The organism is Rhodococcus sp. 15-725-2-2b, from assembly GCF_002259075.1.
Lineage (GTDB): Bacteria > Actinomycetota > Actinomycetes > Mycobacteriales > Mycobacteriaceae > Rhodococcoides.
In genome coordinates, this window is sequence record NZ_NPFL01000001.1 from 1 (window position 1) to 14957 (window position 14957).

13 protein-coding genes are annotated in these 14957 nt (G+C 65.7%); 10 read left to right on the forward strand and 3 right to left on the reverse strand.

Features of this window, described 5'->3' with window-relative positions; all coding sequences use genetic code 11:
- Positions 1-76 precede the first annotated feature (76 nt).
- Complete coding sequence (locus tag CH306_RS00005; RefSeq protein WP_094645288.1) at positions 77-361, forward strand: acyl-CoA carboxylase subunit epsilon; 285 nt, start codon at positions 77-79, stop codon at positions 359-361.
- Positions 358-1023 carry a Maf family protein gene (locus tag CH306_RS00010; protein ID WP_256980990.1) on the forward strand — a complete coding sequence of 222 codons (666 nt, stop codon included), beginning with the start codon at positions 358-360 and terminating at the stop codon, positions 1021-1023. The genes CH306_RS00005 and CH306_RS00010 overlap by 4 nt, the downstream gene beginning before the upstream one ends.
- A gap of 48 nt (positions 1024-1071) precedes the next feature.
- Here the strand turns inward: CH306_RS00010 and CH306_RS00015 are convergent, their stop codons facing one another.
- Positions 1072-1515, reverse strand: coding sequence for a flavodoxin domain-containing protein (locus CH306_RS00015; RefSeq protein WP_094631625.1), 444 nt, complete (start codon positions 1513-1515; stop codon positions 1072-1074).
- Positions 1516-1629: 114 nt separating this feature from the next.
- Positions 1630-3015 (reverse strand): hypothetical protein, encoded by a 1386-nt coding sequence (locus CH306_RS00020; protein ID WP_094645290.1) that lies wholly within the window; start codon positions 3013-3015, stop codon positions 1630-1632.
- A 155-nt stretch (positions 3016-3170) separates the two neighbouring features.
- Between CH306_RS00020 and CH306_RS00025 the strand changes: the two genes are divergently transcribed.
- Complete coding sequence (locus tag CH306_RS00025; protein ID WP_256980991.1) at positions 3171-4436, forward strand: glycosyltransferase; 1266 nt, start codon at positions 3171-3173, stop codon at positions 4434-4436.
- Positions 4437-4441: 5 nt separating this feature from the next.
- On the opposite strand, the gene CH306_RS00030 is transcribed toward CH306_RS00025, so the two are convergent.
- The gene (locus CH306_RS00030; protein ID WP_094645294.1) at positions 4442-5746 is read right to left on the reverse strand and encodes a hypothetical protein; all 1305 of its coding nucleotides are present in this window, start codon (positions 5744-5746) and stop codon (positions 4442-4444) included.
- 592 nt (positions 5747-6338) lie between these two features.
- Between CH306_RS00030 and CH306_RS00035 the strand changes: the two genes are divergently transcribed.
- From CH306_RS00035 to CH306_RS00065, 7 genes are all read left to right on the forward strand, one after another.
- Positions 6339-7787 (forward strand): condensation domain-containing protein, encoded by a 1449-nt coding sequence (locus tag CH306_RS00035; protein ID WP_094645296.1) that lies wholly within the window; start codon positions 6339-6341, stop codon positions 7785-7787.
- Positions 7788-7833: 46 nt separating this feature from the next.
- Positions 7834-9291, forward strand: coding sequence for a condensation domain-containing protein (locus tag CH306_RS00040; protein WP_094645298.1), 1458 nt, complete (start codon positions 7834-7836; stop codon positions 9289-9291).
- Entirely contained in the window at positions 9269-10642 is a 1374-nt protein-coding gene (locus CH306_RS00045) for a condensation domain-containing protein (protein ID WP_179272971.1), read from the forward strand. The genes CH306_RS00040 and CH306_RS00045 overlap by 23 nt, the downstream gene beginning before the upstream one ends.
- Before the next feature lie 186 nt (positions 10643-10828).
- Positions 10829-11725 carry a sulfurtransferase gene (locus tag CH306_RS00050; protein ID WP_032397641.1) on the forward strand — a complete coding sequence of 299 codons (897 nt, stop codon included), beginning with the start codon at positions 10829-10831 and terminating at the stop codon, positions 11723-11725.
- Positions 11722-12135: a SufE family protein gene (locus CH306_RS00055; RefSeq protein WP_032397640.1), complete on the forward strand. Its 414-nt coding sequence runs from the start codon at positions 11722-11724 to the stop codon at positions 12133-12135. Before CH306_RS00050 ends, CH306_RS00055 begins: the two co-directional genes overlap by 4 nt.
- 129 nt (positions 12136-12264) lie before the next feature.
- Entirely contained in the window at positions 12265-13734 is a 1470-nt protein-coding gene (locus CH306_RS00060) for a condensation domain-containing protein (protein ID WP_032397639.1), read from the forward strand.
- A 128-nt stretch (positions 13735-13862) separates the two neighbouring features.
- Positions 13863-14957: acetyl-CoA carboxylase biotin carboxylase subunit (locus tag CH306_RS00065; RefSeq protein WP_143545425.1), on the forward strand; the 1095-nt coding region annotated here is incomplete at its 3' end.

Here is a 14957-nt window from a genome sequence, read left to right on the forward strand (position 1 = left end):
AGATCGTCACCGCACTACGACTACTCGAACGCAAACAAGTCACCCTCCCACCCAAGAAACACGGAAACATCCCACTATGAGCGAAACGAACGACGACGCAGCGAACGACGCGAACCTCGACGCAGCTCATTCCGACGAGGTGGTCTCTGCGAGTCCTGCTGCCGTTCGAGTGGTGAAGGGCAATCCGAGCGACGAGGACCTCGCCGCGCTGGTGACGGTTCTGACGGCTGCGCAAGGCGGATCGGAGTCCACGGGCGATTCTCGTCCCCGTGAGCTGTGGGGATCGCCGGTGTTGCTGCACCGCCGGTTCGCGGCTCAGTCGGCGTACTCGTACGCCGCGTCGGGACGCCACACGCGGTGACGGTCCGGTCCTCCGACGCTGCGCCGGGCCCTGTTCGTCTGGTCCTGGCGTCGGCGTCGCCGGCGCGCCTGTCGGTGCTGCGCGCCGCCGGGGTGGAGCCGATCGTTCGGGTGTCGGGAGTCGACGAGGATGCGCTGACCGACGCGCTCGGGCCTTCGGTGTCTTCGGAAACCGTGGTCACGGAATTGGCCCGAGCCAAGGCTGCGGCGGTGGCCGAGACGTTCGCGGATTCGACCGACGATCTGGTGATCGTCGGTTGCGATTCGATGTTGGCTATCGGCGGCGAACTGCACGGAAAGCCACATTCGGTCGACGTTGCGCGCGCCAGATGGCAGTCCATGGCGGGCAACAGCGGCGAATTGCTGACCGGCCACGCTGTGCTCCGGGTGACCGACGGCGTGGTGGTGGCGCAGGCCGCAGCGCACAGCAGAACCGTCGTGCATTTCGCGACGCCGTCCTCGGTGGATCTCGAGGCCTACCTCGACTCCGGTGAACCGTTGTCGGTGGCGGGGGCGTTCACGCTGGACGGTCTCGGCGGCTGGTTCGTCGACCGCATCGAGGGCGATCCGTCGTCGGTGATCGGCATAGGCCTACCGCTGGTGCGTACCCTGCTCACTCGGGTGGGTACGTCCCTGGCCGCCCTGTGGGACAGCACGTCCTGACCGTTTCGGCCCCGCCTGCCGGTGGGGTGCCGAAGCCGAATGCCACCGTCAGGGCAGCAGGTCGATCAGTTCGCGAGCCCACTCCTCGGCCATGGTCTTCGGCCTGATGTTCGACGAGCTGTCGTGGCGAGCATGAGTGCCGACCTGCTTGCCGCCGAGCTCGGTGAGCTTCTCTGCGATGATCTCGCCGCCGCGGTTGAAGGTGTCCTCGTAGACCCGGTCGCCGAGACCGAACACCGCGAACTGCAGTCCCGCGAGGTCGGGAGCATCCTCCACGAGTGCGTCGAAGAAGGGTTCCGCACCGGTGGGGAGCTCTCCGTCTCCGTAGGTGGAGCAGATGACCACGTGGAAGTCGTCGGTATCGATATCGGACACCTCGTACTCGAGCATGTCGCGCACCTCGGCGTCATGATCGCTGAGCACGTCCGCAATCTTGTCGGCGACCTCCTCGGCCGTACCGGTCTCGGACCCGAACAACACGACCACTGCCATGGATCGCTCCCCTTTCTCACACCTGCCCGAACACTCGAACAGTCGGAAAGCATAGCCTCACCGGCGATCCGGCCGAAAATCCGTCCTCGCCCGCAGTTGTGACTTGTCTCGAGATCACCAGAATTCGGGCGTCAGACCCCATCGATCGAACTCCGCCTCCACCAGCCCTCGCAGGTGTTCCTTGCTGGGAAAGCTGTCCGGATCGAGCCCGGTGACGCACAGGGTCGCCCGTTCTCCCGATTCGTTCCACCAGGCACTGACGCCACCGCCGGTGCGGCGCAGCAAGGCCACGTCGGTGTTCTGCGTGATCGACCTCATCGCCACCGCGGTGGCGTCGACACCACCGATGGCGCGCAGTGCGACACCTCTGGCACCGAGATTCGAGCACAGGCACAGCGGTGCCGAGCCCGACGCCGCGAGTTTGGCCACGATCGCGTCGGGCAGCAACTGCATCAGCGGCTTGAGGAGCTCGAATGTCGTCGTGACCGAGTGATCGGCCTGGGTTCTGAATGCCTTCTTGCTCGCTGCTCGAATCGCTCCGAGATCGTCGAGGTACCCCGCTCCTGGGTCGACGTGGATCGAGACACCGGACGTCGCGTTGGCACGTCGATCTCCTGCAGTCCTGGTACTGACCGGGAGGGCGACGCGCACCCGGTCCTCCGTGGAGACTCGGCCGCTCCCGGTCAGGATGCCGAGCACCACCGCCACCAGCAGACTGTTGGAACTGCCGCCTTTGCTCGCTGCGGCAGCGGACCATTCGGAGGACAGGCAATCGACGACGACGGTGCTCGGCGTCCACGCACCCTCCGCAGGTGCGACGATCACCCGCGGACGATCCGCACCGGAGCCGTCCGGCACGACCGTGCTCGGGGCGGCGGACGCCGTGGTGCGCGCCCGCATCGCTTCCACCGCGGTGCGGCCGAGCGCTCGGGCCGCACCCGAGAGCGCCACACCGAAACGGCCGAGACCATCGGACAGATCGGCTCGCGAGATCGCCGTCGCGGACGCGGACGCGGAACCGTCATCGAGACCGACGCGCGCGAAATCGTCGGGCACAGCGTGCCCGGCCAGCGCGGCCGCTGCCGCCGAGGTGAGGGCGCCGCCGTCGCCGACGACGTGCGAGCCGACCAAGGACACGACCGTGCCGCCGTCGTCCACCGAGGTGGCCGACAGACGCCACGCCGGTCCCCCGATCGGGTCCAATGTCACGGCGGCCTCGTCCTCGATCCACCTGTCGACCGCCCCGCGGGCGATCGGTGATCCGATGACCACCGGATCGGCGGCTCGACGAGCTGCGGTCCAACTGTCCCGGGCTCCGGGCACCCGGGCCCGCCGAACGGATCGATCGATGGGGCCTGCGGCGAGCATTCGCCACATCGATCGGAGTGCGTCCGGTGCGACGGCGCGGTCGAACCGCCAGACGATCTGGTTCACCACAGGTACCCCGAGAACACATTCCATGCGGAGGAACAGGTCGTCGTCGTACGTCAGTCTTTCCACTACGCGAGACTATCGCTGCGCAAGCGCGGACGCAGGTGGGCCGCAAATGTGTTTCCCGCCATATGTTTTCCGAACCCGACTGCGCCGGGCAGGACTGGTAGGTTGAGGGCGTTTTCCACGCCGACGCGACTGCGAGTGACCCTATGAAGTTCGTGATGCCATTCAACGGCAGTCGCGGTGACGTGACGCCCGGTCTTGCCCTCGGCGTCGAACTCGCCGATCGCGGACACGACGTGGTGTTCGGCGCACCACCGAACCTGATGGACTTCGCGCAAGCGAAAACAGCTGAGTGCGAACGAGTCAGCGTGGTCTCGTTCGGGCCGGACACCCAGCGACTGTTGGAGTCGGAGTTGATCAGGGTGCGCATCAAGTCGCGCAACCCGCGGACCAAGATTGCGGCACTCGCGGAACTGGCCAATCACGGCTGGGACCGGATGACAGCCGAACTCGAGTCGATGGCCCAGGGTTGCCACGCGATCGTCACCGGTTCGCTGGGGCAGGAGATGGCGTTCAACGTGGCGGAGTCTGCGGGAAATGCCTTTGTGGCACTGCACTATTGCCCGCTTCGGCGCAACGACGTCGTGCCCGTGACCCCGGGAGCCGCGTTGCCCGGCTACGTCAACCGATCGATGTGGGTGCTGGCGGAGTCGATGCGCTGGAAGTCCATGAAGGCTCGCGAGAACGCGCAGAGAGTCTCCCTTGGTCTGGCCCCGACGCGGCATTCGTTGCCGGTTCGATCCGAACGCTACGGCGGAGTGGAGATTCAGGCCTACGAGTCGGCGCTGTTTCCCGGACTCGCCGAACAGTGGGGCCCGCAACGGCCGTTCGTCGGATTCCTGGGGCTGAGCAGCGGTCGCGCGGACGTCGATCCTGCGCTCGAGGAATGGCTGCAGGCAGGTTCCGCGCCGGTGTACTTCGGATTCGGCAGCATGCCCGTGCCCGATCCCACCGCACTGGTGCGCATGATCGAGAACGTGACCGGACGGCTGGGCGTTCGCGCTCTCGTCTGTGCCGGCTGGAGCGATCTCACCGGTGCCGATCTTGCTGCGGCCCAGTCGAACTCGAACATCATGATCGTCGAGTCGGTCGATCATGCGAGCATTCTCCCGCGATGCCTGGCTGCGGTCCACCACGGCGGCGCGGGTACGACGGCTGCGACGGCACGGGCCGGTCTTCCGACGCTCGTCTGCTGGTTCAGCGCCGATCAGCCGTTCTGGGGAGCCGCGCTGCGCCGGATCGGAGCCGGGACCAGCACGAAATTCTCGGCATTGACCGAATCCGTTCTGCAGCAGGGAATCACCGACATCACCACCGACCGAGCCAGGCAGGCGGCGCGCCGACTCGCCGCCACCGTCGCTCCGACCGCAACCGCGGTGAGCGCAGCTGCCGACATCACCGAGGCAGCAGCGCACAGCCGCTGACGCAGTCACCAGAAACGCGCGGTCAGTTCCCAGCGACCCAACGCACCCGCCACGTGGTCACGCAGTGCCCGGTCGTCGACGAATCGATCCGGATCCATGGCGTGGACGGTCAGGGTGATGCTCTCGTCCGTCTCGCACAACCACGCCGTCAGGCCACCGTCCAGCGATCGCGCGAACGCGGCGTCGGCACCTGCGAAGGTTGCTCTGCCCGATACGGCGCGAGCTCGAACGCCGGCCACCGTGGTGAAGACCTCGGGCAGAACGCCCAGGTTCGATGCCAGACCTTCGGCACCGTCACGTGGTTGCGGAACACGCGCGACCACCGCGTCGGGCAGCATCTGCACGAGGGCCTGCGAGATGCCCGCGGGCGGCAGGCCTGCAGCCTGCCTGGCCGCGAAGGCGGTGAACGCCGCCTTGCTGGTCTTCCGAATCGTCGACAGATCCCGGTCGCCCGCATCGGTGACGGGCACCTCGATCTTGACGATCTTGGTGGCGTTGGACCGGGTGTCGTCGGCGGTGCGATCGCTGACCGGCAGGGACCACTGCAGCGAGTCTCCGATCGAGGCTCGCCCGGCCTGCCCGGAGGCTGCCGTGAGGACCGCGATGAACAGGGAATTCGACGTGCCACCCCATCGCTCGGCGGTTGCTCTCCAGGCCGTCGCGTCCACCTCCACAACCGCGTGAGGCGATACCCAGTCTTCGTCCACCACTCCGGCGGTCGGCTGCGAGCGAGTCGGCTGCGAGGGTGGGACAGCAGCGTCCTTACCGGATCGGGCGGAGCTCGGAAGTGCTGACGCAGCGGTGTTCACCAACCAGCCGGCGACGGACCGCACCTGCTCCACGGCATCTCGTAGGTCCGAGCCGAGCGCCGCGATGCCGTCCGCGCCCGGTATCGACCGAGGCTGCTCGGACGCGGAGTTGGCGGCAACGAACGCGGCGATCAGAGCACCGCCATCGGCGACCATGTGCGAAGCGACCAACGACAGCACCGTCCCTCCGTTCGCCAAGGGTGCCGCTGCCAGTCGCCACCCGAGACCGGTCTCGGGATCGATGTCGCGATCCAGGCGGTCGTCGGCCCACGCCAGAACGTCGGTCGGTTCGATGACGTGTGGGTGAAAATCCAGTGAATGGGAGACGGTCGAGGGCACCCATCGATCGCGTGCCGTCGGCACCGTCGACGCGACCACCCGGCGCGCGAGCAGACCGTCGGACAGGTTGCCCCGTAGTTTTTCCAGATCTGCCCGCTGAACGGATTCGTCGAACCACCACAAGAACTGGTTGAAGACGGGATATCCGATGCCGTGATGCATTCGCAAGAATAAGTGATCGGCAAATCCAATTCGAGTCACGCGCCGAACCTACTACATCCGAGAAACAGGGGCAGTGGTGTCGATTTTCCATCACCAATGCATTCACATTCGGCAATATATGCACGGAAAAGGGGGGTCGATTGTGTTCCACACCATGTTCGGGCCATTCAGTGGCCCAGGTCGTTCTTCGACCCGGTGGACAATCTGCGCCACACTGCGATTGTGAACTGTCATCATCTTGACCAGCAAAATCAGTGACTCGATCGTAAGATAGGACAATCGGACACCCCGTCGACTGCCGATCGGAGACCTGCGGGTCAAGACGTTCGACAGTGAGAAGTATTACTTTTACGCGTCGCGAAATAAATTCGCTTTCGCCCTATCGTGTGTTCTGAACTCACTTCGGGTCGACGGCAATGAAGTTGTTCTTTCAACGCGGAAAGCAGCAATCGAACAGCAATCGAATAAACGACCGGTCGGCTGCACGAACACCGCTGACAGGTTTACACGATCGACTCGACCGTAATCCAACGTGCAATACCGAACCAACGCCGCACACCGCCGACCGAGCCCGGAACGGAAGAGGACTCCCATGGAATACACCGAACTCGCCGACTACCCCCTCCCCGCCGGTCGTCTGACCGAGTGGGTCCCCCGCGTCGACGACGACCGTTGGGCACCGGACCCCCGTGGGCTGTCGTTCACGCACCAGGACCATTGCGAGCGCAGCGCGCCGGGCTCGTGGATCGGCACGGTGTTCGAGATCCACCGCCGCTACGACGTCGAGGCAGTGCGGGCAACCATCGCCGCGTACATGGGTCGTCACGAGGCGTTCCGCACCAAGGTTCGACGCGACGAGGAATCCGGTTCCTGGCTGCGCTACACCGCACCGACGGATGCAGTGCAGGTGACCGATAGGGCACACACCGAACCACATACCGAAACTCAGGTCTTCGGCCATCTGCACTCCTGGTTCGGCGAAACTGTGTCTCCGACGGCGTGGCCGCACTTCGTCCTCGCCACCATCGAACCGGACGACGCCTCCCGCGCTCTCTCGGACGGGCCCGGAGAGTCGTTCCTGCTCGCGTTCGCCGCCGACCACTCGGTGATGGACGCCTACAGCCAGATCTACGCCATCAACGAGATCGACCGGCTCTACGCACACGCTCTCGAGGGCGTCGACCCGGAATTGCCCGAAGTCGGCAGCTATGTCGACTTCAGCCAGGCCGAGCGGACTCTCGGCGAGACGCTGACCGGTGACCACAGCGCCGTACGCACCTGGCAGGACTTCCTGGCCGTAGAGGACGGACGCTTTCCTGCGTTTCCCCTTCCGGTGTCGGTCGACCGGTCGCCGACCGGCAGCGGCCCGGCCGCGCAGAGCAGTATTTCGTCCTGGCTGCTGACCGCCGACAAATCCGATGCCTTCAACGCCGCATGCCGTGCCGCCGGGTACAACATGCAGGCCGGGATCCTCGCCGCTCTGGCGCTGACGAACGTTCGCCTGTCCGGCCGCACGACGTTGCGCACCGTGATGCCGATGCACACCAGAGACGAACAGAAGTGGGCCGCAGCGGTCGGCTGGTACGTCGGAATCCTGCCCATGGAGATCGAGCTCGACAACGCTCGCACGTTCGGGGAGGCGATCGAGGCCGCGGCGACTGCAGGCGCGGCCAACAAGGGGTTGGCACGGATGCCGTACTCGAAGATCGCCCAGATCCTCGAGTCGACGGAAATTCCGCGATTCGTGGTGTCCTACATCGACCTTCGGTTCCTTCCGGACGCCGACCAGTGGCAGGGCCGCAAGGGTCGGGCTCTGCGAAGCAACTGCCACGCCGACGACGAGGTCTACTTCTGGGTCAACCGGACGCTTCAAGGGCTCAACATCTCCGCACGATTCCCCAGCTCGGACGTCGCGTCCACCAACGTCCACCGCTTCATCACCGAGTTCGTCGCCGTGCTGACGGCAGTGATCGACTCCGACTGCGGTACCGATACGGTGCTCACGTCGGCCTCTCGGTCGGTGACCGTCGCCGCAGAGTGAGCCATCGAATCAACCCGCGGCCCGTATCGAGGAGGACGAAGCGACGATGATCATCACCGCTATGGGCAGGTGGAATCCCGCTCCCGGTCGGCTGCTCGAATGGCACCCCACGTCGGCTGCCCGGGCGAGTGCCGAAGCGGCACCTGTCGATTCGGCTCCGGCCTCGTTTCTCCAGGAGGACCATCTCAAGGCCGCGTGGGCGGCCCGCGAACGCGGCGACGTTCACACCGCGTACACCGGGGTGGCAACCGAGATCGACGGTGACGTGGACACGGACGCGATGAGCCGCGCACTGGCCGCCTACGTGCTGCGGCACGAGGGTCTTCGATGCTGGTTCGAGGTCGAGGGAATCGACGTCGTTCGGCATCTCGCTCCACCCGAGGTCGCGGCGTTCGAACTGACCGACGCCGGAGAAGCGACGGACGACGACGAATTCCAACGCTACGTACGGGGGCGCTTCTCGTCCGAGGCGACCGCGGACTCCTGGCCGGGATTCGTCGTCGGCGTGGTGGCCAGGCCCGGCAGCTTCACCCTGTACTACGGCGCAGACCACGCGTTCACCGACGGTGGCTCGCAGGCCCTGGTCATCAGCGAGTTGGCGGACCTGTACGCGCTCGAGACCGGTGCGGACGCACCGATCCCTGCGCAGGCAGGTAGCCATCTGGAATACGCCGCCGACGAGCGGGCGCGGGCCGCGACGTTCGGGGCCGATTCTCCCGAAATCGCCGCTTGGCGAGACATTTTCACCCGGCACGACGGCCGCATGCCTCGCTTCCCACTCGACCTCGGACTCGCGCCCGGCGAGAAAGCTCCCGTTCGCATCGTCGAACGCAACCTGTTGAACAAAGAACTGACCGCTGCATTCGACGCCGCGTGCAAAGCCGCCGGAGCCCGCATGAGCAGCGGGATATTCGCTGCGGTCGGGATCACCGACTTCGAATTGGCCGGAACCACCGACTACTTCGGGATCACCGTGCTCAGTACCCGGCACCACGGTGACTACGGGCAATCCCAGGGGTGGTTCGTCAATTTCGCTCCGGTCGCGTTCGAGGTGGCAGGAAACGACAGGTTCTCCGACGTCGCCGTTCTGGCCCACCGAGGCTTCGAGCAGGCCAAACGGATCGCGGAGGCCCCGGTGCACGCCGTACTGGGTGCTCTCGCCGCCGACGGCACTCTGGGTAGCGAGTTGGCCGTGAGCCCGAACATGCTCTCGTACATCGACTTTCGCTGGTTCCCCGGCGTCGGACGAGACGCGGACACCCGCGCCGAGCACTTCACCGGCGAGGGTTCGACGTCGAACGCATCGATGTGGATCAACCGAGACGGTGAGCACTTGTATCTGGTGGCCCAGACCCCTGATACCGACGTTGCGGCCGCAGCGGTGAAGCGCTACCACAATCATCTGGCCCACGTGCTCGAAGCCATTGCACGCGACGGTGATTACCGCCTCACGCACGACGATCTCGTTCAGGAGCCGGCCGGTGCGGGTCACCTCGATCACTGAGTACACCCCACGCGCGGGCACGGTCGTCGAGTTCACCGCCGTCGTCACCGGGAATCCGCAACCCTCACCGGTCCCACCGTCGTTCAACCAGCGGTTTCACCTCGGTGATCTCGAGCAGGCCGAGCGCGTCTGGATAGCCGGGGCCTTCGAAGTGCAGGGCAACCTCGACATCCGGGCGCTCGAGTGGGCCTTCGAGCGCCTGATCGACCGCCACGACACCCTGCGCAGTTCCTTCGTTCGCGTGGTGGACGGAATCGAGCGGACGCTCCACGAACCGGGTTCGGTGGAGATGAGGCAATCCACTCGAACCACCTTCTCCTCGGCGTCGACGCTCCGGAATCACCTCCGAAGCACGCTCGAACTGCACTGCGATGCACGACGATTCCCGTCGTACACCTGCGTCGGAATCGACCGACCGGACACCTCGACGATCCTGTGCGCTTTCGACCACTCCAACGTCGACGCCATGTCGATCGCCGTCGTCGTCGACGAGATCCACACCCTGTACGAGGCCTACCGCCGCTGCCCGTCGAACCAGGAGACAGACCTGCCTCCCGTCGGTGGGTTCGTCGAATACTGCCGCATCGAAGCAACCCAGCCACTCGTCGATCCAACGGACGAGCGCATGGTGCAGTGGTCGACCTTCCTCACCGAGTGCGGGGGCACCACGCCGCGCTTCCCGTTCGACCTCGGCGTCGCCGAGGGTGAAACAGCGCCTCAGGCAACGACTGTCACCTCCTTGCTCGACGCCCGGCAGACCGCCGACTTCGAGCAGCTCTGCGCCCGTTCCGGAGCCGGAATGTTCGCCGGGGTCGTCGCAGCGATCGCACAGGCCTGCGCCGACACGGGCGGACCGAACCGTGTGCCGTTCCTGTTCCCGTTGCACACCCGCCATCAGCAGCACTTCTCGCGAGCACTGGGCTGGTTCACCACCAACGCTCCCATGACCGTGGAGGTCGAACGAGATCTCACCGACACGATCACCGCGGCCCACACAGCGTTTCGCGCGGCACTACCTCTGAGCACAGTTCCGATCCCCCAGGTACTGAACAACCTCGGTGACGCCTTCACCCTGTCGCGTCGAGACGTGTTCATGGTGTCCTACATCGACTACACCAGAATCGGCGGACACGAGCGCTTCGACCGAACCGACGCACACCACATCAGCAATGCCACGGTCTCCGACGACGCACAGTTCTGGGTCTCCCGTACCGCATCGGGCCTGGCACTGCGATCACGATTCCCCGACACGGCAACGGCACACTCGGTGATGACTGCGTTCACCGCGGAACTGATCGCACTCATGCGGGCCTCCGCAGCGAAACCCGAGAGCGCAGCCCTCACGCCCTGACAACTGCATTCCGCAGGCTCCACTCCCGCCCCCTGAGGTCATTCCGCAGGCTCCACTCCCGCCCCCTGAGGTCATTCCGCAGGCTCCACTCCCGCCCCTCGACAGATGTTCCGCATAGGATCGAGAGTGCAGACCGTTCACCCCCGGGCGGGCCGCCAGCCGAATATCTTCCGTAGGAGCCGATACGTGCCTGTACCAACCGATTCCACCGCAACGTTCGCCGACTATGCGCATCCGGATCGTCTCGTATCGACCGAATGGCTGTCCGCTCATCTCGGCACCCCCGGCCTTCGCGTCGTCGAATCCGACGAGGACGTGTTGCTCTACGACGTCGGCCACATTCCCGGCGCGGTCAAGATCGATTGGCATCTCGACCTCAACGATCCGGTCACCCGCGACTACATCGACGGCGAACAGTTCTCGAAGCTGATGAGCCGCAAGGGTATTTCCCGGGACGACACCATCGTCGTGTACGGCGACAAGAGCAACTGGTGGGCCGCGTACGCACTGTGGGTCTTCACACTGTTCGGACATCAGGACGTGCGTCTGCTCGACGGCGGCCGCGACGCCTGGTTGTCGGAGAACCGCGACACCACCCTCGATGTGCCCGAGTTCCCCGCAACCGAGTATCCGGTGATCGAACGCGACGACGCGCCCATCCGCGCGTTCGCCTCCGACGTCCTCGGCTCGCTCGGAACTGTGCCGTTGATCGACGTTCGCTCCCCCGCCGAATACACGGGCGAGCGCACCCACATGCCCGACTACCCCGAGGAAGGCGCATTGCGCGGAGGTCACATCCCCACCGCCGTGAGCATCCCCTGGGCCAAGGCAGCCGCACCGGACGGACGCTTCCGTTCTCGTTCGGAACTGGACGAGATCTACTCCGGCACGTCTGCGACCGACGACGTGATCGCGTACTGCCGTATCGGTGAGCGTTCGAGCCACACGTGGTTCGTGTTGACCCATCTCCTCGGATACCAGTCGGTTCGCAACTACGACGGCTCGTGGACCGAATGGGGCAACGCCGTCCGCGTTCCGATCGCCAAGGGCGAGGAGCCCGGATCGGCTCCGGCCACTCGATGAGTGCCCTGCCGGAGTCGCTGGCCGAGATCGTCGAGGACTTCGCCGCGGTGGAGGGACAGGACAAGCTGCAGCTTCTGCTCGAGTTCAGTCGTGAACTTCCTCCGCTGCCGGAGCACCTTGCCCAGGATGCGATGGAGCCGGTGCCGGAATGCCAGTCTCCGCTGTTCCTGTCGGTGGACGCCGCCGATCCCGAGCGAGTCCGGCTGTACTTCAGCGCCCCGCCGGAAGCGCCGACCACGCGAGGGTTCGCCTCGATCCTCGCGCAGGGACTCGACGGCCTCGGCTCGCAGGAGATCCTCGACGTACCCGACGATTTCTACTCGGCGCTCGGGCTGAGCGACGCGGTCAGCCCGCTCCGACTGCGCGGCATGTCGGCGATGCTGGCGCGGATCAAGCGTCACCTTCGCTGACGGTCGACCGGCGACGGCGCGGTGGCGCGCCGTCGTCTTGATCGATACAACGGGTCGTCGTTAGACTCCGCGGCAGGGCATCGATGCCCAGTCCCCCGACGCTGACGACGAAGGTTGGTTGCTGCCGATATGGAGTTCACGGAGTTGGCGGACTACGCGGTTCCCGCGGGCACGCTCACCGAGTGGATACCCAGCGTCGGTCCGCAGGCCCGCACTCCTGAGGCCGCAGGGTGGCACCCCGACGCCAGGCCGACGTCCTACGTCCACGAGGCGCACCTTCGTACGAGCCTGAGCAGTCCTCGTCGCGGCCGTGAATCATGGCTCGGCGCGGCCTTCGAGATCGCGGGCCCCCTGGACAAACCCGCGTTCCGCCGGGCAGTTCTGAACTGGATCGACCGGCACGAGGCGATGCGGTCGAGCGCGTCGATCGACGAGGTGACGGGCGAGATGACGCGGGTGACCGCGGCGCAGGGTGCCATCGACATCTGGCAGGTCGAGCAGGAACGGTGCGCGCAATCGAGCGAGGTGTTCGAGCACCTGCAGTATCTGTTCGACGAGTTCACCTCACCGTTGATCTGGCCCGCCTACGCCTTCGTGACTCTCGAACCGGTGGACGAGACGCGTCCGATCACCGTCTTCTTCGCAGCGGATCACTCCATCATCGACGGTCTGTCCACGGTGTTGGTCGCGCACGAAATCGCTGCTCTGTACGGAGAGGAACTCGGCGGTGCGCCTGCTGCCCTGTTCGAGGCCGGCAGCTACCTGGACTTCGGTTCCTCCGAACGCGAAAGGAATGCTGAGCTCGAACACTCGCACGACGCCGTGAGGATCTGGCGAGACTTCCTGGTCGACGGCGACGGCGAACTACCGGCGTTCCCCCTCGACATCGGCGATCCGAGTCCGGACGATCTGCCGCAAGGCGGTTTGTCCGCGTGGGTGCTCGACCCCGAGCAGGCCGACTCGTTCTCGGTCGCGTGTCGCAAGACAGGACACAGCCTGTTCGCGGGATTGCTCGCGGTACTCGCCATCACCGGCTCGGAACTGGGCGGGGGTAGTCGTTTCCGCACGGTAACGCCGGTGCACACCCGAGACGAGCCCCAGTGGGCCTCCGCACTCGGCTGGTTCGTCGGACTGTGCCCCATCTCGTTCGACATCGCCGGTGCCGACTCGTTCGGTTCGGTGGTCGCGGCGGCCTCGGCCGAGGTGAAGAAGACCAAACCGATCGCCCGCGTTCCTCTCGATCGGGTGTTCACCACTCTGGGCTACTCCGCCCGCCCGCGCTTCGTCGTCTCCTTCATGGACGTACGGTTCGCGCCTGCTGCCGAGCACTGGCCGGACTGGAACGCCAGAGCACTGCGCAGCAAGCAGTACCAGCACGACGTGTACATCTGGATCAACCGCACGCCGCAGGGAATCAACATCGCGGCTCGCTACCCCAACACCGAGCAGGCGACCGCTCGGGTGCACGAGTACGTCGGTGCCTTCCGGAAGCTGTTGACCGATGTGGCGGACACCGGGACCGCGCGATTCCCTCTTCCGGACCACCACCGGTCCGATATCGGACATACCGACACCGGTCAGATCGCTACCAATCAGTAGCTCGCTGCGACGCGTCCTCGATCCGCTGCAGCTGTGCGGACCGATTGCAGCGATGACAGTGCCGGTGCTTAGACTCCGACGTGACGTTCGTAACGAAGCACGCGAGAAACACATCTGTAGGAGGCTCAGTGCCCAGCCATGCCAGTGCTCAGATCACCAAGGTTCTTGTTGCCAATCGTGGCGAGATCGCGGTGCGGGTGATCAGGGCGGCCGCCGATGCCGGGTTGGCCAGTGTCGCTGTGTACGCCGAGCCCGATGCCGATGCCCCGTTCGTACGGTTGGCCGACGAGGCGTTCGCCCTCGGGGGTCAGACCTCGGCGGAGTCGTATCTGGTGATCGACAAGATCCTCGACGCCGCCGCCAAGTCCGGTGCCGACGCCATCCACCCCGGCTACGGGTTCCTCTCCGAGAACGCCGACTTCGCCCAGGCTGTGATCGATGCCGGACTGATCTGGATCGGGCCGTCTCCGCAGTCGATCCGCGACCTCGGTGACAAGGTCACCGCCCGCCACATCGCCGCCCGCGCCAAAGCCCCTTCCGTTCCGGGCACCTCCGAACCGGTGAAGAACGCCGACGAGATCCTCGCCTTCGCCGACGAACACGGCCTGCCGATCGCGATCAAAGCCGCGTTCGGTGGCGGCGGACGCGGCATGAAGGTCGCCCGCACCCGCGAGGAGATCCCCGAGTTGTTCGACTCGGCCACCCGCGAAGCGGTCGCGGCGTTCGGGCGGGGCGAATGCTTCGTCGAGCGCTACCTCGACAAGCCCCGCCACGTCGAAGCGCAGGTCATCGCCGACCAACACGGCAACGTCGTCGTCGCCGGCACCCGCGACTGCTCGCTGCAACGCCGCTTCCAGAAACTCGTCGAAGAAGCCCCCGCCCCGTTCCTCACCGACGCCCAACGCAAGGAAATCCACTCGTCGGCGAAAGCGATCTGCCTCGAAGCCGGCTACTACGGTGCCGGGACGGTGGAATACCTCGTCGGCCAGGACGGCCTGGTGTCGTTCTTGGAGGTCAACACCCGCCTGCAGGTCGAACACCCCGTCACCGAGGAAACCTCCGGCATCGATCTGGTGTTGCAGCAGTTCCGTATCGCCAACGGTGAGGAACTGTCGATCACCGACGATCCCGAACCGCGGGGGCATTCGTTCGAGTTCCGGATCAACGGCGAAGACGCCGGCCGTGGGTTCCTGCCCGCACCGGGCCCGGTCACCACGTTCATT